This window comes from Sphingomonas sp. EC-HK361, from assembly GCF_902498785.1.
In the GTDB taxonomy this organism is placed as follows: domain Bacteria; phylum Pseudomonadota; class Alphaproteobacteria; order Sphingomonadales; family Sphingomonadaceae; genus Sphingomonas.
Map to the genome: position 1 here is coordinate 256,966 of NZ_LR701493.1, position 18,838 is coordinate 275,803.

Genomic DNA, 18,838 nt, shown 5'->3' on the forward strand with positions numbered 1-18,838 from the left:
TTTCCCGAACCGCCGATAAGTCAGCCAAACCTCAGTTCAGATCGCGCACCCATATGTTGCGATAGCTGATCGGCGGGCTGGGATCGCCATGCGCCTGGAGCTTGATCGGCGCCCGGTCATAGGCCTTGTAGCTCGGTTTGCCGATATAGAGCGTCTCGCCAAGCAGCGCGACATGGTTCTGGATCAGCACGCCGTTGATGAACGCGGTAACGTGCGCCGGGCTTTTCACCGATCCGGTCGCGTCGAAGGTCGGCTTGTCCCAGACCACATCGATGCTTTGCCACTCGCCCGGCTTGCGCACCGGATTGGCGAGCGGGGCGAACTGCTTGTAGATCGAACCGGCCTGACCATTGACGTAGGTGTCGTTCCGGTAGCTGTCCATGATCTGCAACTCGTAGCCTTCATCGCCCGGACCGGTCGACGCCAGGAACAGCCCGCTGTTGCCGCGTGCCTGCCCCATGCCGGTGACATTGGCAGGGATGCGATATTCGAGGTGAAGCTGATAGCTGCCGAAGGACCGACGGGTCTGGATGTTGCCCGCCTCCTTCGCCACGGTGACGATGCCGTCCGCGACCGTCCAGCCCGCCGCCGCGCCGTCCTTCACGTTCACCCACTGGTCGAGCGACTTGCCGTCGAACAGGACTATCGCGTCGGACGGCGGCGAGGCCGTCTCGCTCCTGCCGGGCGTCACCACCGGCACCGCAGGCGACCAGCGCTCGGTATCCTCAGGCTTCGGCTTGGCGTCTTGCGCCGTGGCGGCGAGCGGGGCTGCGACCAGCAACAGGGGCACGCCCCGGAGGATCGATGTCATAGCTCCCATCCTTTTCGATATGTGCGGTCGAGATAGCGGTTCGCGTCGGCCAAATTGGTGATGCGGCCCGCCGCGGCGTCATACTCGATCGGCTGGCCCGCCCGCATCGCGACGATGCCGAGCAGCATCGTCTCGGTCAGCGGTACCGCCACGGCGAAGGGCGAGGAGATCGCTTCCTCGCCCCGGATCGCGCGAATCCAGTTCATCTCATGGCCGTGCAGGCCGCCCTGGATGCGCGGGAGCGATTGCGGGATGGCGGCGGCGCGTTCGGCGACGCCCTCACCGATGAAGACCGGTTTCTCGCCGTAGGTTTCATGCATCAGCATGCCCTGGCTGCCGACATAGAGCACGCCGCCATCCGGCTTCATCACCGCCGTCGGCGGCAGTCCGCGCGGCGTGGGTGGCATCAGCCCGCCGTCATACCACGTCAGCTTCACCGCCCCGCCTTTGGCGGCGCCGAACTCGAAGAAGGTCGTGGTGGCAAGCGGATAGCTGCCGCGCCCATCGCCTTCCGGCGTGCCCGCCGGCCGCGGATTGTCGCCCCAGGCGGAATGGCGCGTCTCGATGCGGGTCGGAAGACCGGGGTCGAGCGCCCAGACCGGAAAGTCGATCAGGTGCGCGCCCATGTCACCCAGCGCACCGCACCCGAAGGGCTGCCAGCCGCGCCAGTTGAAATGGGCGTAAAGCGGGTTGTAGCCCCAATCGACCGTCGATGGCCCGAGCCACACGTCCCAGTCGAAACCGGCTGGCGTCGGCTGAGACACGGGGCGCGCGATGCCTTGTGGCCAGATCGGCCTATTGGTCCAGACATGAACCTCACGAACGGCACCGATGACGCCGCCACGGATCAGCTCCACCACACGGCGGCCATCGTCGCCCGAATGGCCCTGATTGCCCATCTGCGTCACGAGTCCGGGATTGGCGCGGGCGAGGGCGTTCAGGACGCGACCTTCGCGCACGGTGTAGGTCAGCGGCTTCTGGACATAGACGTGCAGGCCGCGCTCCATCGCCATTTTGGCGGCGACCGCGTGGTGCTGGTCGGGGGTCGCGATGACGACGGCGTCGATGTCCCGCCGATCGAGCATCCGCCGGTAATCGGCATATTTTTCGGCGCGGTCGTAGGCGGCCTTGAGCACCGCGCGGCGCGGGTTCGGCGCGCCGGAATCGTCCACGAACGCCTTGGCGACGTGCGAAAAGTCCGGATCAGCAAGCGCAACGATATTCTGGCTGGTGAACTGCTCCATATTGGCAGCGCCCATCCCGCCTGCGCCGATCGCGGCGATGTTCACGCGGTCGCTGGGGACAATTCGGCGAGTGCGGCGTGCGGCGTGCGACGGCATGGCGATGCTCGACGCAGCGGCGGCGGCGCCCTTCAGCCATGAACGACGGTCCATCATCGCGGCGTCCCCCCGCTCAAGCCAGCGCACCGGCACGCAACTGTTTCACCGCGTGATCCACCGCCCGGCACGTCATCGCCATGAAGGTGAGCGACGGGTTCACGCAGGCGATCGAGTTCATCTGCGAGCCATCCGTCACGAACAGGTTGGGTGCCTCGTGCGCCTGGTTCCACTTGTTGAGCACCGAAGCGCGCGGGTTCTCGCCCATGCGCGCACCGCCCATCTCGTGGATCGCGTCTCCGGGCACGTGTTCGGACTCGCTGCTGGTCACGTTGGTGAGGCCCGCCTTTCGCAGCATGATTTCCCCTTGCTCGCGGGCATCCTTCATCATGCGAAGTTCGTTCTCCCGGAAGGTCACGTCGAAACGCAGCTGGGGAATGCCGAAGCGATCCACCTTCGTGGAATGCAGCGAGACGCGGTTGTCCTCATAAGGGAGACATTCGCCAAAGGCGCCGATCGAGAACCGCCACGGGGCGTAGCGGCGCATGCCCTGCTTCATCGAGGCGCCGAAGCCCACCGGCGCGGCCATGCTCCGGCCCGCGCCGCCCTGATAGCCGTAACCGCGCTTGAACCCGACGCCGTCGTCCTTGCCGATGTTGCGGAATTTGGGAATATAGACCGCGCCGGGACGACGGCCATATTCGATATAGTCCGTCATCCCCGGCACTTCGCCCGAGATATCCGTGCGGAAGATGTGGTCCATCACATAGCGGCCAAGCGTTCCGCTGGTGTCGAAATAGCTGCGGCCCGATCCCGGTGCGCGGGTGTTCATCAAAATCTGGACCGACGCCATCGCCGATGCGCAGAGGAACACCAGATCGGCCTTCACAACACTTGCCTGTCCCGTCTTTGTGTCGATGAAGCGGACGCCCGTTACGCGCTTGCGCTGCGCGTCATAGTCCAGGTTCGACACGACCGCGTCGGAGCGAATGGTGAGGCGCCCCGTGGCGCGCGCCGCGGGCAGGGTGACGGCCTGGGTCGAGAAATAGGCGCCGAACGAACAGCCATTGGAGCATTGGTCGCGGAACTGGCACTTCGTCCGGTTCTGTTCGGGTTTGTCCTCGGTCATGTTCGAAAGCCGCGCGTGGATCAGCTTGCGGCCGGGAAATGCGCCTTCCAGCCGGCCTTTCATCCAGGTCTCGGCCACGTTCATCGGCATCGGCGGCTGGAACTCGCTGTCGGGCAGGTAATCGAGGTTCTCGCGCGAGCCGGAGACGCCGATATATTTCTCGACATAGCTGTACCAGGGCGCAACGTCGTCATAGCGGATCGGCCAGTCCCCGCCGATTCCTTCGCGCTTGTTCGCTTCGAAATCCGCCGGACTCCAGCGGAAGCACCACCGGCCCCAGATCAGCGACTTGCCGCCGAATGCCGCGGGGCGGATCCAGTAGAACTTGCTGCCCTCGTCGATGACGTAGGGGTTCAGCCGGTCGTCATTGTAGAATTGCAGGTTGCTGGTCGACAGATAGCCATGCTTGGCGATGAAATAGTCGCTGTCGACGATCGCCTTGGGGACTTCGCCGCGGGCCGGCAGCTCGAAGGCGGGCTTGCCGTCATAGGGATAGCCCTCGCCGTGCTCGACCATGAAGCCGCGGTCGAGCATCAGGACGCGAAGGCCCTTTTCGGTCAGTTCCTTCGCCGCGAACCCGCCGCTGACCCCGGAACCGATGACGATCGCGTCGAAACTGTTGGTCGAATCCATTGGTGATGCCTTCGCAGCGGGGGATCAGAAGCGCAGCGCGCTGAGGTTCCGGAAGCTGGTGGTGATGTCCGGAAGGTAAGGGGCTGGCGCTTCGTCATTCTCGACATAGAAATGGCGGACGCTGGCGGCGCCGGGCCGCTTGAACAGCGCGGCGAAATCGATCGTGCCGGTGCCGACCGCGGTCATCGACTTGTCGGCGCGCATGTCCTTCACGTGGAAGGCGTAGAGACGGGCAGCGAGGCGATCGACGAGCTTGCCGGGATCCTCGCCGGCGTGAACCGCCCAAAACAGGTCCAGCTCCAGCTTCACGAGCGCGGGGTCGGTCCCGCTGACAAGCCGGTCGTAGAGCGATTTGCCGTCGAAGCGGGTGGTGAACTCGAAATCGTGGTTGTGATAGGCGAGGCCGAGGCCGGCGTCGCGCGCCTGCTTCGCGAAGCGGTTCATATTCTCCACCACCGCGCCGAACCCCGTGTCCGTGCGAAGCTCCTCCGGCAGCCAGGGCACCACGATCGTGTCGGCGCCCAGCGCTTTCGCCATCTTCACCGCTTCGGCGAATTTGGTCAGCAGCGTTTCGTAGGGCACATGCAGCGACGGTGCGGACAGGTGCAGCTTGTCCATCGTCCGGCGCAGCAGCGCGTGGTCCATCGCCTCGTAATTGCCGCCGCCGAACTCGACCTCGCGGTAGCCGATGCGCGCGACCTTCTCGAGCGTGGCGACCGGGTCGCGCTGGAAGAGCTCGCGCACCGTGTAGAGTTGCAGCCCAACCTTGCGAACCTGCGCGGCCATCGCGATTTTCGGGAGGGTGCTGACCGCCAGGGCCCCGCTTATGCTCGCAACGAAAGCGCGTCGATCGATCGTCATGCCGTGTAGACCTTGTTGACCTTGGAATAGAGATAATCGCCGTGATATTCGCCGGGGACCGGCAGATATTCCTGCTCCTGCGTCATCCCGATCTCCGACGTGTAGTATCCGGTCACGACGAGCTGCCGGAACGCCTCGAAGAAATCGGCTCCGCCTGCGAACTGCGCATTCATCGCGGCGGTGAGCAGCGCGTCGAGTTGCTCGGCGGAGGCCTGGGCCGTCGGGACCTTGTAGTCCTGAAGGCATTTGGCCTCGATCGCATCGAGGCCGGCGAGGATCGGAACCCTTTCCTCAGGTAGCGCCCAGTCGGCGAGCAGCTTTTCGATATAGGCTGGCACGCCGGCCTTGATGGCGCCGGGCGTGTCGGTCGTCGGGACGACGCGTTCGCTCAGCGCAGTCATCAGCGCGCGTTGCGGTGCGGTGAAGACCTGCACGCTCGGCGGCCCCTCACTGACAACGGGGCGCAGGTCCTTGCCGACGAGCCCGGCCGCGCGCGCGATCGGCGCGAACAGCGTGGTGCCGAACAGCGCGGCGACCCCGGCAAGGGCGGTTCTACGGTCGATCATTGCGAGCCTCCGGACAGGTTCAGGGGAGTGCTGTTGCACGTCATGCCGCGTCGACCTCGCGATAAGCGACGACCAACCGCTCTTCGCCCGCGCGCCCATTGAGCGAGTTGCCATGTTCCATGCCGATGACGCCATCGTAGCGACGGCGCTTCAGCCAGCGCACGATATTGTGATGGTTGATCTCGCCGGTGCCCGGCTCCAGCCGGCCCGGATTGTCGCCGAACTGGATATAGGCGATCTCGCTCCAGCAGGTCTCCAGCGTCGGGATCAGGTTCCCCGCCTGGATCTGCGCGTGATAGAGATCGGCCAGCACCTTGACCGCCGGGTTGGCGACCCCCGTAGCGATGGCATAGCCCTGCGGGATCGTGCGCATGAAGATATTAGGATGATTGGTGATCGTGTTGAGCGGCTCCATCACCAGCACCAGCCCGTGTTTCGCCGCGATATCGCCCGCGCGGCGCATCACCTCGATGACCCGCGCCGTCTGGATATCGACGGGCACCTTCGGGTCCATGAATCCGGTGACGACGGTCATCCACTTCGCATCGAGCCGCTTGGCGACGTCAACGGAGCGGCGGATGTCGGCGAGCATCGCCTCCTGCTCGACCGCATCGCCGGACCCCAGAAGCGGGCGATACTGATCCCATTTCGGCATGCTGGCGACCAGCACGCCCATCGTCATCCCGCGCTGGCGCAGCGCCTTGCCCATCGCCTCCTGCTCGGCGACGGACCGCCCGGCGGCCTCATTGTCTTCCCATGCCGTGAAACCCTGGTCGGCGGCATAGGCGATCTGCTCGATCCGGTCGCCGCGGCTCGCGAAGCTGCCTTCGTGGGGCGCGAATTTCAGCGCGAACCGCGCGGCGTTTCCTGATGGCCCCGCGGCCCGCGCGCACGTGCTCGCACCGAGCCCTGCCAGGCTCGCCGCCAGGAGAGTGCGTCTGGATGGCGTCAGGCTTTCCAGCATCACGTGCGCATCCCCTATTTGGCCGTCGCCGTCGTCAGATAGGCGATGACCGCCGCGCGCTTCGCCGGATCGGACAGGCTGATCGGCATTTTCGTCCCCGGGACCTTCTTGGTTGGCGCCGCCAGGAATTCGTCCAGCGTCTTGGCATCCCAGGTGATGCCCGAACCCTTCATCGCGGCCGAGTAGCTGAAGCCGGGAACCGACCCGGCGCGTCGCCCGAACAGGCCGGAGAGATTGGGACCGATCCCGTTGCGGCCGCCTTTGGTAACCGTATGGCAGGCCGCGCACATGCCGAATGCCTGCGCGCCGGCAGGGGCGCCTTGCGCGGTCGAGGGCGGAGCGGACACCGCGATGACGCCCAGCAGCGCGGGGGCTGCGATCAGGCTATAAATCCACTTCATCCAAACTCTCCCGATTTTACGGGCCTCGGACCGTCTACGGTTTGCGGGTCGAGGCCGAGCAGTGCGCGATTGGTGGCGTGGTCCGTGCCGCTCGCCGCGAAATCGTCGAACGCGTGCGGCGTGACCCGGATGATATGGTCCCGGATGAAGGGCGCTCCCTCGCGCGCGCCGTCTTCGGGATGCTTGAGCGCGCATTCCCATTCGAGAACCGCCCAGCCGCGGAAGTCATATTGCGCCAGTTTCGCGAAAATCGCGCCGAAATTGACCTGGCCGTCCCCCGGCGAGCGGAATCGGCCGGGGCGATCCACCCAGGTCTGATAGCCGCCATACACGCCGGACCGTCCGTTCGGCCGGAACTCCGCATCCTTGACGTGGAAGCAGCTGATCCGCTCGTGATAGAGGTCGAGAAAGGCGAGATAATCGAGCTGTTGCAGCACGAAATGGCTGGGATCGTAGAGGATCCGGGCGCGCGAATGCTGGTCGACGACGTCCAGAAAGCGCTCGAACGTCACACCGTCGTGCAAATCCTCGCCCGGATGAAGCTCGAACGCGCAATCGACGCCGCAGTCTTCGAACACATCGAGGATCGGGCGCCAGCGCTTGCCGAGTTCGGCAAAGGCTTCGTCGATCAGCCCGGCCGGGCGTTGCGGCCAAGGATAGACATAAGGCCAAGCGAGCGCCCCCGAGAAGGTCGCGTGCGCATCGAGGCCCAGCCGCCGGCTGGCCTGCGCGGCGAGTTTCACCTGTTCGGTCGCCCAGCGCTGGCGCTCGGCCGGCTTGCCCCGCACATGCGCCGCGGCAAACCCGTCGAACAGCCTGTCATAGGCGGGATGGACCGCGACCAGCTGGCCTTGCAGATGCGTGGACAGCTCGCTCACCACGATGCCGTGCCTGTCGAGCGTGGCGCGCAGATCGTCGCAATAGGCCTGGCTTTCGGCCGCCGTCTCGAGGTCGATCAGTTGCGGGGTGCAGGGGATCTGCACCGCTGCATAGCCAAGCCCGGACGCCCACTCAGCCAGGTGATCCAGCGTGTCGAACGGCGGCTGATCGGACAGAAACTGCGCGAGGAAGATGCCGGGGCCCTTGATGGTCTTCATCGGGCTATATCCGGGAGCGACAGCCAGGTTCGCGCCTCGTTCGATCGAACCGCGCAGTCGATGAACCGCGCGGACCGCAGGCCGTCTTCGATGCCGGGCAAGAGGCCTTGCGCGCCGCAACTGCCTTCGATCATGTCGGCGAAATCCGCATAGAGTGTCGCGAACGCTTCGATGAAACCTTCCGGATGGCCGCTGGGCAAGCGGGTCGCCCGCTGCGCCGTGGAGTGCAGGCCTGGCGCTCCCGCGTGGATAATCTCGGTCCGCGCTTCGGGCCAGCGCAGGATCAGTTCCCCCGGCGCGTCGTGGCACCATTCGAGGCCGCCCTTCTCGCCGTAGACGCGCAGGCGCAGCGCGTTGCGTTCTCCCGTCGCGATCTGCGAGGCCGTCAGGACACCGGGCACGCCGCCCGTGAAGCGGAGCAGGACGTTGCAGTCATCGTCCAGCTGACGGCCGGTGACGACACGGGGAAGGTCTGCAATCAGTTCGGCCGCGCGAAGGCCGCTCACATACTCCGCGAGCTGGAAGGCGTGGACGCCAATGTCGCCAATCGCGCCGCCCATGCCGGCCTTGGCGGGGTCAGTCCGCCAGCGCGCCTGGGCATTGTCGGCCTCGATCCGCTCGGACAGCCAGCCTTGCGGATAGTCGACCATGATCTTGCGGACCCGTCCGATCGCGCCGTCGGCGATCCGCGCCCGCGCCTCGCGGATCATCGCATAGCCGGTGTAAGTGTAGGTAAGCGCGAAGGGTCGGCCGGATTGCACCACGATGGGAGCCAGCGCCTCGGCTTCGGCCAGCGTCGCGGTCATCGGCTTGTCGCAGATCACCGCGAAACCGGCTTCCAAGGCCGCCTTGGCGATCGCGAAATGGCTGTCGTTCGGCGTCGCGATGGCGATCGCCTGAACCCCGTCGTCGCGCCCGCGCTCGCCCGCAATCAGCGCCTCGACACCGTCATAGGCCCGGTCTTCCGGGATGCCCCACCGTGCGGCTTGCTGACGCGACTTTGCCAATGTCCGGCTGAACGCGCCGGCGGACAGAACGAAGCGCGCGTCGAGGCAGGCGGCCATGCGGTGCACCGGGCCGATGAAGCTTCCCGGACCGCCGCCGATTAATCCAAGCCTGAGCATCTCGTTCGTCATCCCAAGCCCACCGGTGCGGGCGCGACGGACTTATCGTCGGGGGCGGGTGCTAGTTTCTCGCGGAAGGTGAGCGCGAAGAGAACCATCGCGACGGCGGCGATTACCGCCGGCACCATCCAGATGGCGCGCCAGTCGTGACTGCCGTCGGCGCTGACGTTCATCCCGTACACGACGCCGGCGATGTTCGAGCCGATGACGATGCCGATCCCCTGGGTGATCAGATTGAAGAAGGATTGCGCGCGCGATCGGGCCTCCGCATCGAACTTGCGATCGACGTAAATCTGCCCCGACACGATGAGGAAATCGTAGCAGACGCCGTGAATGATGATGCCGAGCAGCACCATCGGCATGATCGCGGTCGCACCGCTATAGCCGAAGCCGAAGAGCAGGAATCGCACCGCCCACGCGCCCATGCCGATGACCAGCACGCGCTTGATGCCCAGGCGGAACAGCAGGATAGGCAGGCTGATGAGGATCAGTGATTCGAAGATCTGCCCCGCCGTCTGGATGCCCGTCGCCTCGATCCGCGTGCCGAACAGCGTCAGGTGCAGGTCCTTGTCGGCGAAGAAGGTGTTGGCGTAGGTGTCGTAGAAGCTGCGGGGGATCATCAGCGCCAGCGTGCAGGCGATGAAGACCCAGAACGCCGTCTCACGGTGGCGCAGGATCACGTCCAGCCCGAGCACCGCCGACGCGCTGACGATCCGGCCCCGCGCGCGCGGCGGCGTGTTCGGCAAGGTAAGGGCGTAGAGGCCGAGCCCGACATAGACGATCGCCGCCATCCGCATCGGCAGCGCGGTCTGCGCCGCACCCGCGATCACGCCGACCAGCAGCCCCGCCACGATCCAGCCGACCGTCCCCCACACGCGCACCCCCGGAAACTCGCGGGCGATATCGTCCACGGCGTTGAACGCGATCGCGGTCGCAAGCGGAATGGTCGAGGCGTAGAAGAGGAAATGGAGGAGGAGACCGAAAAGGAAGAGCGAGGGCGAGGTCTCGATCGTCGACACCCAGAACAGCGCGGCGCCGGCCAGGATCGACAGGATGCTCAGCAGCTTCTCCGCCGCCATGAAACGATCCGCGATCATCCCCACGAACAGCGTCGATACGATCGTCGCGATGCCGACCATGCCGTACGCGGTGCCGATGATCGTATCGAAATGAAGCCCCTTGCTCATATAGGTGCTGAGCGGGACGAGCCAGACGCCCCACGCGAAATACTGCGCGAACATCATGATCGACAGTCGCAATTTCACCATGCGCAGCACCTTTTCAGACCAGGTTGGAGATTCCCGGCGCACCTCTCACATACATCGGGTGCGGCAACCGGAATGGCGACGCCGACCCGTCACACCCCCGATCTTCGCCGGGGCTTCGACGTGGGCAAGGAAACATGAGATCGATCTCATGGCAAGGTGAAATCGGTAAAAGGCGGAATTATCCGATCAGCTGCGGAGAAGCCGATTCACCGGCGCGGCCCCCAGGCTTTCGCGCGGAATGAGTTCGTAGGGCAGCGTCGCGGAAACGGGCTGCACCTGCCGGCCGCTGAGGATGCCGAGCAGCAGTTCGACCGTCTTGCGCCCGATCTCCGCCATCGGCTGGCGCACGGTCGCGAGCGGCGGATCGACATAGCGCGCCATCTGAATATCGTCGAAGCCCACGACGGAAAGGTCGGCCGGGCAGGACAGGCCGGCGGTGCGCGCCGCCGCCAGCGTGCCGATCGCCATCTCGTCGCTGAAGCAGAAGATGGCGGTGGGGCGCGGGGAGCGCGCGAACAGCGCCATCGCCGCGCGCCGCCCCGACTCGATCGAGAAATCGCCGGCTTCGACGATGAGATTGGCGGCCAGCCCGCGCGCCGCCGCCGCTCTGCTCGCGCCGGCCAGACGATCGCGGGTCAACGGGCTGTCGGCGGGTCCGAGGATGAGCGCGATGTCGCGGTGACCCAGCCCGTAGAGCGCCTGCATGACCTCATGGCCCGCCCCCGCATTGTCGATATGCGCGCTCGACACGCCGAGCGTGGAGGTGAACTCGCAACCATTGACGACCGGCGCGCGGCCGCCATCGCGGGCGAGGATCGTGGCGAGCACCGTCGGCAGCCGGTGGCCGAGAAAGATGATGCCGTCCGCCTCACGGCGATTGAGCATGTCGGCATATTGCTCCTCACGCTCACGCTCGTTGCGGGTGTCGCCAAGCAGCACCGCATAGCCCGCCTTCTGCGCCGCTTCCTCGACCCCGCGGATGACGCGGGAGAAGAACGGGTTCGAGATATCGGGCACGGTCACGATGATCCGCCCCGTCCGCGTTGTCCGCAGGCTCGCCGCGACCGAATTCCGGATGTAGCCGAGCTCCTGCACGGCCTGCATCACCTTCGCGCGCGTTGCGTCTGCGACCAGCTCGGGGGCGGAGAGGACGCGCGCGGCGGTCGCCCTGGAGACGCCCGCGACCTGCGCCACATCGCGAAGCGTCGTCACCGCGCGCGGACGTCGGCGGACATGGCCGCGGCGCGTCCGTCGTGGTGAGCGGTGGGCGATCGTTGGCAACGCATCGCCTTACCTTTGCGAGGGACGTTATCGCTGGCAAGTCCCGTCGTCGATCGACCGACATGTCATGCGACCGCGTCGCGCGATCCTTGGCCCACGTGCCGCGCCACCAGCCACGGCCGGAGACGCGAGCGGGGCCCGCCGCATTTCCTCTGTTCGACCCTCCCTGATTGCCGTAGCCCTTCCCCATGAAGAACGGCGTCCGTCATTCGCTGGCCACGGCTCTTCTTGCGGTCGTGCTGATCGCGAATGCCGACCCGGCGCCGCTTCCCACATATCGACAGGACGTCACCGGATTTGTGTCCGCCAAGGGCGAGCGGGCGCTGCTCATGGGGTATCCCGGCGCGCTCGAAATCTGGGCCTATCCGCTCCAGCTCGCAAGCGACTTCCAGCTTCGCTTCCGCGTTCAGGGCACCGTGGCACCGATCGAGGCGGCACCGCTCCTTCGCCGCGTCGATCGCTCGCCGAACGAAGTCGTGCGCACCTATGTCGGCGCCGACTTCGTCGTGCGCGAACGTCTGTTCGTCCCCCGCCAGCAAGCCGGCGCGATCCTCCGCTATGAAGTGGAGGGCAAGCCCGACGTCCAGATCGAAGCGAGCTTTCGCCCCTCGCTGAACCTCATGTGGCCTGCCGCGCTTGGCGGTCGATCGGTCAGCTGGGACGCGACGCGATCCGGCTATGTCGAGCGCGAGCCGCTGCACGGGTTCAGCGCGACGATCTCCTCGCGCGAGACTGTCGCGCACGACGACGCGATCAATCTCGCCCGGGCGCCGCTGGAGCGATACGCGATGCTGCTTGCCCCGCGCGCGGGAGGCGACGGTGTCCGCTCCGCCAGCCTCGTCCTTGCGCTCGATCCCTCGGCGGAAACCGACGGCGCCCAGAACATTCGCGACTCTGAGACTGCGGCACGCCGGGACGCGGCGACGCACAGCGCGGCGGTGCTCGCGGAGTCGATCGCCATCGAGACGCCGGACCCGGCGGTCAACCGCGCGCTCGCGTCGGCCGCCCTCGCCCTCGATGCGGCATGGGCGTGTAACGACCGCATCGGCTGCGGCGTGGTTGGCGGCTACGGCCCGTCGCGCCCCGATCGACGCCCCCAATATGCGTGGTTCTTCGCAGGCGACGGGCTGGTCGTGATGGAGGGCATGCTCGCCGCCGGCCAGTTCGACCGCGCGCGCCAGGAACTCGCGTTCGTGACCCGCTACCAGGACCCCAGGACAGGGATGATCTGGCACGAAATGTCGCAGAGCGCCGGCCTGATCGATTGGGTCGGCAAATATCATTACATGTACGTCCATGTCGACATCACCTTCCAGTATCTCGCGGCCGTCGCCCGCTACGTGGAGACGACCGGCGATGTCGCGTTTGCGCGCCGCAACTGGCCGGCCATCGCGGCGGCGTGGCGCTACTGCATGTCCGTCATCGATCGCGACACGGGTATTCCCACCATCCCTGCGGGCAAGCAGGGGCAGAATGAGCAGGAGGATCTGCGCGACGATATCCGGCTGTCATCGCTGTGGATCGATGCGGCCGATGGCTACGCGTCGCTCGCCGGCGCGCTGCAAAAGCCCGCGCTCGTAAAGACCGCGGCAGCGGCCGCGACGCGCGCGCGCCGTGCCATTGCCGACAATGGATGGGACGACGCCAACGGCTTCTGGCTTTCGGGCCATCGGCGCGACGGCACGCCGGTCCTCAGCCAGCGCCCCGACGCGATCGGCGTGCTCGATCAGCGCGTCGTATCGGATGCGCGGGCAGCCCGGGTGCTCAACCGGATCGCGTCGCCCGATTTTCTCACCGACTGGGGGGTGCGGAGCCTGGCAGCGAGCGATCCTCAATATGATCCCAATCTTTATTCGGCGGGGAGCGTATGGGCGCTCGGCAGCGCGACCGTCGCCACCACGGCCTACCGGCAGCATCGACCGCAAACCGGATGGGCGATCTGGCGCGCCATGGTGGACAGCGACACGCTCGACAGCGCGGGCCATCTCCACGAGGTGCTGGCCGGCGATACCTATCGACCGGAATTCGAATCCGTGCCCGAACAGAGCTGGTCCTCCGCGGGGCTGATGATCGCGGCAGTGCGGGGTGTGTTCGGGCTTTCCGTGTTCCCCGCCGAAAACCGCGTGAGGCTGGCGCCGCACCTGCCGGCCGAGTGGGATGCCATTCGCTTGCGAAACGTCCGGATCGGCGATCGACGCGTCGGCCTGGCGATCAAACGCGACGCGAAGGGGATGACGCTGACCATCGATAATCCGGGCGATGCCTTGACGGTCGCGTTCGCGCCGGTGATCCCGCTTGGCGCGAGCCTGACCGGCGCCGTCGTCGAAGCGCGCCCCGTGACCATCAAGGCCGTCTCGACTGGCCAGGACAATCACGCCGAAATTACGATCGACGCACGCGCCCGCGGCCAAACGACGGCGCGGATCATGTATGATGGCGGGGTCACGGTGGCGCCGGTGCGGCGACCGGCGTCGATCGGCGACCGCAGCCATAACCCGATCCTCACGTCTGTTTCCGAATATCCTGACGGGCTTGGCCTCGACGCGTGGGTGTCACAGGCCGCGGGCGGCGCCTTCACATTGGCGACGGATCGCGTACCGTCGGTCGGATCGGGCGCGACGATCGATCGCATTCGCGATGGGTTCTACAGAATCACGGTCGCTCCGGGCACAGGTCAGACGGGCAGCATTTCGGGATATGATCGCCATAAGGTGATGATGACCTTCAAACCCTGACCCGTGCTGCTCGTCGATCGCCGAGCGCCGCGGCCTGCCGTGCATGGTGGTGGTCGACGACAATGGCACCGGGCTGACCAGCCATGCCGTCCTCGCCTAGTGCCAGGACACCGGGGGCGAGCGGCACTCCATCGCGCCGGGCACCCCAAGCCTACCCACCCCCGGCCCCTCCCTTCTTAGGGAGGGGAGGAGCTGACATGAACACCAACCTCACCACCGATCGCCCGACCTTCGTCACCCATCTCGAATGCTCGATGACGGGCGAGCGCTACGCGGCGGACACGCTGCACAATCTCTCGCGCGTCGGCCGGCCGTTGCTCGTTCGCTACGATCTGGACGCGGTAAAGGCAGCCGTCTCGCGCGACGCGATGGCCGCGCGCGAAACCGATCTGTGGCGGTGGCGCGAGCTGCTACCGGTGCGCCATACGCGCGATATCGTCAGCCTCGGCGAGATCGAGACCCCACTCGTGCCGATCCCCCGGTCCGGCGGCGCGAACGTGCTGGTCAAGGACGAGGGGCGGCTTCCCACCGGCAGCTTCAAGGCACGCGGGCTGGTCATGGCGGTCGCGATGGCGAAGGAACTTGGCGTCACCCGGATCGCGATGCCCACCAACGGCAATGCCGGCGCCGCGCTCGCCGCCTATGCCACGCGGGTCGGGATCGAGACGATCGTCTTCTGCCCGGACGACACCCCCGAAATCAACGTGCGCGAGATCGCGGTGCAGGGCGCAGCGGTCTGGCGCGTCAACGGCCTGATCGACGATTGCGGCGCGATCGTCGCGAAGGGCGCGGCGGAAGGGCGCTGGTTTGACTTCTCGACGCTGAAGGAACCCTATCGGATCGAAGGCAAGAAGACGATGGGGCTGGAACTCGCCGCGCAATTCGGCTGGTCATTGCCCGATGCGATCTTCTACCCGACCGGCGGCGGCACCGGGCTGATCGGCATGTGGAAGGCGTTCGACGAGCTGGAGAAGCTCGGCTGGATCGGGCCCGAACGCCCGCGCATGTATGCCGTCCAGGCCAGCGGCTGCGCCCCGATCGTCCGCGCCTTCGAAGCCGGCGTGGAGCATGCCGAGCGCTGGGAAGACGCGGCGACCGTCGCGGCGGGCATCCGCGTGCCCAGGGCGGTCGGCGATTTCCTGATCCTGCGCGCGGTGCGCGAAAGCGGCGGCAAGGCGCTCGGCGTCGGCGACCCAGCGATCCTGAAAGCGGTCGAGGAGTGCGCCAAGAAGGACGGCCTCCTGCTCTGCCCCGAAGGCGGCGCGACCCTCGCGGCGTACAAACAGGCGCTGCGCGACGGCGAGGTTGACGAAGACGAGCGCGTCGTCCTGTTCAACTGCGCGACGGGCCTGAAATACCCGATGCCGGCAGCCGACAAGACGCTGGATCGCCACGCGCCGATCGATTTTGACGCGCTTTGAGGGCCGTTCGCTAGCGCGCGGTCGCGCAAGCCGCGCGCGGCTGGCAGGGTAGCGGTTTCCAGGTGGCAATCTCTTTTTGAAGATTGACCAGCGCGCGAGCACCGTAAGCGCCGCGCTCCTGCTCGGTGAGGAGGCCGTCATGATCCGTGTCGGCTTCGGCGAACGCCCGATCGGCCCCCGCAATCGCCTCTTGGATGGAGATGCGCCCGTCATGATCAATGTCCGCGCGGTCGAATTCGGCGCGCGCCATCCGATCGTTGGGCAATCGTTCTGGGATCTGCCCTTTCGGGAATATTGCGGCTAAGGCGAATTCGCGCATCTCGGCATAGGTTACGAAGCCATCGTGGTTCGCATCCATGCGACGGTGATGCGCTAAAGCCGCTGCCTCGTCCTGTTGCCGCGTTTCTCCGACAGGACTGACATTGGCCGCGGCCAGCAGTGCTGCAACGAGAATTGCCATTCCCCGACCCTGCGCCGTACTGAATGACGAGGACGTGACGAACGTCTGAAATCTGCTGTCGATTTGTTCAAGGTTGGTCCGCTCCCTAGAAGAACAGCTTCCGTACCGAAATCCGCACGCTGCGGCCCAGCGCGTCGAGATAGGCGGGCTGGTAGCTGATCGGGGTCAGGCCGTTCGCGTCGGTCACGCGCTGGCGCTGGTTGGTCAGATTGTTGAACGACAGCGTCACCCGCGTTCCCCGCATCCAGGGGTGCGCCTTCACCCATTCCAGCCGCCCGCCCAGATCGGCGAACAGCCGCAGGTTGAAGGTGGCGAGGCTGGAGAAATCGAGCGTCTGCGGGTTGGCGGCGGTGCCGGCCTGCACCGTCGTGCCGCTCTGCCAGTTCGCCGAAAGCCGCGCGCCGATGCCGTTGTTGGTGTAGCCCGCCTGTCCCTCGACCTCGTGGCGCGGCTGGCCGCCGCTCTGCCCGATCGCGTCGCCGCGCAGGAGATCGAGGCTTGGGCCGCCGTCGAGCACATCGACCCGGTCGGTCAGGTGGATGGTGTGATACACCGCGAACTGCAGCCGCCCGCCGCCGCCAGCGCCGCCGCCGCCGCGCCCGCCGAAGCCCCGGCCACCGCCGCTAAATCCACGTCGGCCGCCCGGACCTGCCTGCGGACCATTCGGCCGAGCCGCGCTGTCCGCTGGTGGGGACGCTGCACCATCCGGGGCGGACGTCGCGGCTGTGTTACCACGCGCGCCGTCCTGTCCCTCGCCGCCGCCCTGCCGCCGCTGGCGCCCGGGGAAGGTCATCCCCGCGAACGGGTTGGGTCCAGTGCCCGCGCGATACGCCTCGATCTCGCGCTGGACCTTCGATTTCAGCGATTTGGAGAAGTTGAAACCGTAGCGGAACTGGCTGTTCTCCGTCCGCGCATAGTTGATCGGTCGCGTGTCGAGCCGCACCAGCGTGCCGTTCACCCGCGTGAAGCGATCGCCGAACGCCGCCTCGATCGCGGCGGTGGGCGTAGGGAAGGACGCGATCGGATCATCGACGGTCGTTCTTACGTAGGTGCCCACGATCGTCAGGTCGCTCTTCGCCCACGGCTTCAGCGTCAGACCCAGCTTCTGGACGTTCTTCGTGTCGGAACGCAGCAGCGGGTTGCCGCCGCTGAGCGTCGTCACGTTCACCGTCTGCCCGGTGACGTAATCGAAGACGCGGGTGTTGGGGGTCAGGACCTGCGGATTGCCCAGCTGCGCCGCGCTCGGCGCCTCCTCCCGGTGCGCGACCGATCCGATGAAGCGCACGCCGTCGATCACCGACCAGTTGAAGCCGTAGCCATAAGCGACGAGCGTGCCGAAATCGGAAAGGCGATCCACGCCGAAATTGCCGTTGAGCGAGAAATTGCCCGCCCAGGCGAGCACGTCCTTCGAACGGCTCGCGATCGGCACGTCGACGTTGATCTGTCCACTTGCGGTATCGCGCGACACCTTGCCGCTCTGCACAAGGCCGCTGCGGAACGAATCGCTCGTGAAATCGGAGGTGTCGGCGCCGATCTTGATCGTGGTCGAAACATCGCCCGCAGGAAGGGCGAACAGCGGGCCGCTCGCGGTCGTCGTGAGGTCCGCCGTGCTCGACACCGAATTGCCGCGATTGGGCAGCCCGAACGGCCCGGTCAGCGGATCGCCCGCCAGCAGCGCCGCCTGATAGGTCGCCAGGTCCAGGCTGGTGTCGGTCAGCGTCTTGCTGTTCACCCTGTCGTAGGCGGCGGTCGTCGTCCAGCGCCACTGGTCCGCGGTGCCGTTGACGGTCGCGCCGAGATGGCTGGTGAGGCTCGAATTGCGCTGCGAAAGCGGTGTCAGGTCGGTTGTATCGCTCACCGGCGATTGCAGCGTTACGATCGGCAGGCCGAACGTGCCCAGGCTTCCCGTCTGGGTGATCGAGCCGTTGATCGTCGCGTTCACGCTGTTCCCGAAGGGACGGGCATAGACCATGTTGACGTTCAGCTGGTGGCTGCCGGGCGTCAGCGTGCGATAGGGGCCGAGGTCGATCGCGCTTCCCGGTTCCTGGATGACGTTCCGCTCCGCCTCGGTCAGCGCGGACGTGTCGGTGTAGCTGGTGTGAAGCTGGACGCGGCTGTCGCGCGCGATGTGAAGCAGGTCGAACTCACCCTGCGCGGTGTTGCTGCCGCCCTCGGTCGGGATCTTGTCTGCGGCCTCGATCGTGACCGCGCGGAAACGGCGGCGCAGGACGAAGTTCACCACCTTCTGGTCGGCGCGGTAGCCATATTTCAGCGCGACTTCCTCGGGCAGGATATCGACGCGCAGGATCGCCTCGGTCGGGATATCGCGGATCTCGGAAAAGCCCGCGATCCGCCGCCCGTTCAGCAGCACCACCGGAGGCCCGCCGACGCCGCTCTGCGTCTGCGGGCCGAGCTCGTCGAGCAGGTCGCTGACCGAGCTGACGCCGTAGGAGCGGATGTCCGCCGGCCCCAGCTGCACTTCGGGCGGGATATCGCCGACGACCGCACCGGGCAGGTTCTGTCGGGAGCCGGTGACGACGATATCGGCCGCCTCGTCCTCGTCGCCCGCCGCTGCTGGTTCGGGCGCGGGTTGTGCGGCGGGAGGGGTGGCGGGGGCGGGTGCCTGCTGCGCCCATGCGGGTGCCGCGGTCATCATTCCGAACATCACGACCAGCCGACGCATCTTCACCACTTCCCCGAACCGACACGCGGCCGAAACGCACCGCAGTCCGGCGGGTAGCGCGGCATTG

The 18,838-nt window shown here is 66.5% G+C and carries 15 protein-coding genes; 2 read left to right on the forward strand and 13 right to left on the reverse strand.

What is annotated here, in order from left to right:
* Window positions 1–31: 31 nt before the first annotated feature.
* From BOS5A_RS02630 to BOS5A_RS02680, 11 genes are all read right to left on the reverse strand, one after another.
* Window positions 32–811 carry a 3-keto-disaccharide hydrolase gene (locus tag BOS5A_RS02630; protein WP_151953668.1) on the reverse strand — a complete coding sequence of 260 codons (780 nt, stop codon included), beginning with the start codon at window positions 809–811 and terminating at the stop codon, window positions 32–34.
* The gene (locus tag BOS5A_RS02635; RefSeq protein ID WP_151953669.1) at window positions 808–2,208 is read right to left on the reverse strand and encodes a Gfo/Idh/MocA family protein; all 1,401 of its coding nucleotides are present in this window, start codon (window positions 2,206–2,208) and stop codon (window positions 808–810) included. Before BOS5A_RS02635 ends, BOS5A_RS02630 begins: the two co-directional genes overlap by 4 nt.
* Before the next feature lie 16 nt (window positions 2,209–2,224).
* Complete coding sequence (locus tag BOS5A_RS02640; protein WP_151953670.1) at window positions 2,225–3,910, reverse strand: GMC oxidoreductase; 1,686 nt, start codon at window positions 3,908–3,910, stop codon at window positions 2,225–2,227.
* Between the two features lie 24 nt (window positions 3,911–3,934).
* Window positions 3,935–4,696, reverse strand: coding sequence for a sugar phosphate isomerase/epimerase family protein (locus tag BOS5A_RS02645; protein WP_234419169.1), 762 nt, complete (start codon window positions 4,694–4,696; stop codon window positions 3,935–3,937).
* A 71-nt stretch (window positions 4,697–4,767) separates the two neighbouring features.
* Window positions 4,768–5,337, reverse strand: coding sequence for a gluconate 2-dehydrogenase subunit 3 family protein (locus BOS5A_RS02650; protein WP_151953672.1), 570 nt, complete (start codon window positions 5,335–5,337; stop codon window positions 4,768–4,770).
* 40 nt (window positions 5,338–5,377) lie between these two features.
* On the reverse strand, window positions 5,378–6,301 hold the full coding sequence (locus BOS5A_RS02655; RefSeq protein ID WP_234419240.1) for a hydroxypyruvate isomerase family protein: 924 nt from the start codon (window positions 6,299–6,301) through the stop codon (window positions 5,378–5,380).
* Window positions 6,302–6,315: 14 nt separating this feature from the next.
* The gene (locus BOS5A_RS02660) at window positions 6,316–6,702 is read right to left on the reverse strand and encodes a c-type cytochrome (RefSeq protein ID WP_151953673.1); all 387 of its coding nucleotides are present in this window, start codon (window positions 6,700–6,702) and stop codon (window positions 6,316–6,318) included.
* Entirely contained in the window at window positions 6,699–7,799 is a 1,101-nt protein-coding gene (locus tag BOS5A_RS02665; RefSeq protein WP_151953674.1) for a sugar phosphate isomerase/epimerase family protein, read from the reverse strand. The genes BOS5A_RS02660 and BOS5A_RS02665 overlap by 4 nt, the downstream gene beginning before the upstream one ends.
* Window positions 7,796–8,935 (reverse strand): Gfo/Idh/MocA family protein, encoded by a 1,140-nt coding sequence (locus BOS5A_RS02670; RefSeq protein ID WP_199857178.1) that lies wholly within the window; start codon window positions 8,933–8,935, stop codon window positions 7,796–7,798. The genes BOS5A_RS02665 and BOS5A_RS02670 overlap by 4 nt, the downstream gene beginning before the upstream one ends.
* The gene (locus BOS5A_RS02675; RefSeq protein ID WP_151953675.1) at window positions 8,932–10,191 is read right to left on the reverse strand and encodes an MFS transporter; all 1,260 of its coding nucleotides are present in this window, start codon (window positions 10,189–10,191) and stop codon (window positions 8,932–8,934) included. Before BOS5A_RS02675 ends, BOS5A_RS02670 begins: the two co-directional genes overlap by 4 nt.
* Before the next feature lie 186 nt (window positions 10,192–10,377).
* Complete coding sequence (locus BOS5A_RS02680; protein WP_151953676.1) at window positions 10,378–11,403, reverse strand: LacI family DNA-binding transcriptional regulator; 1,026 nt, start codon at window positions 11,401–11,403, stop codon at window positions 10,378–10,380.
* A gap of 257 nt (window positions 11,404–11,660) precedes the next feature.
* Here BOS5A_RS02680 and BOS5A_RS02685 point away from each other — a divergent pair, with 257 nt between their 5' ends.
* Window positions 11,661–14,207 (forward strand): amylo-alpha-1,6-glucosidase, encoded by a 2,547-nt coding sequence (locus BOS5A_RS02685; RefSeq protein ID WP_151953677.1) that lies wholly within the window; start codon window positions 11,661–11,663, stop codon window positions 14,205–14,207.
* Window positions 14,208–14,404: 197 nt separating this feature from the next.
* Window positions 14,405–15,628, forward strand: coding sequence for a threonine synthase (locus tag BOS5A_RS02690; RefSeq protein ID WP_151953678.1), 1,224 nt, complete (start codon window positions 14,405–14,407; stop codon window positions 15,626–15,628).
* Between the two features lie 10 nt (window positions 15,629–15,638).
* On the opposite strand, the gene BOS5A_RS02695 is transcribed toward BOS5A_RS02690, so the two are convergent.
* Both BOS5A_RS02695 and BOS5A_RS02700 read right to left on the reverse strand, forming a co-directional pair.
* Window positions 15,639–16,088 carry an EF-hand domain-containing protein gene (locus tag BOS5A_RS02695; protein WP_151953679.1) on the reverse strand — a complete coding sequence of 150 codons (450 nt, stop codon included), beginning with the start codon at window positions 16,086–16,088 and terminating at the stop codon, window positions 15,639–15,641.
* An 85-nt stretch (window positions 16,089–16,173) separates the two neighbouring features.
* The gene (locus BOS5A_RS02700) at window positions 16,174–18,771 is read right to left on the reverse strand and encodes a TonB-dependent receptor (protein WP_151953680.1); all 2,598 of its coding nucleotides are present in this window, start codon (window positions 18,769–18,771) and stop codon (window positions 16,174–16,176) included.
* Between the last annotated feature and the right edge of the window lie 67 nt (window positions 18,772–18,838).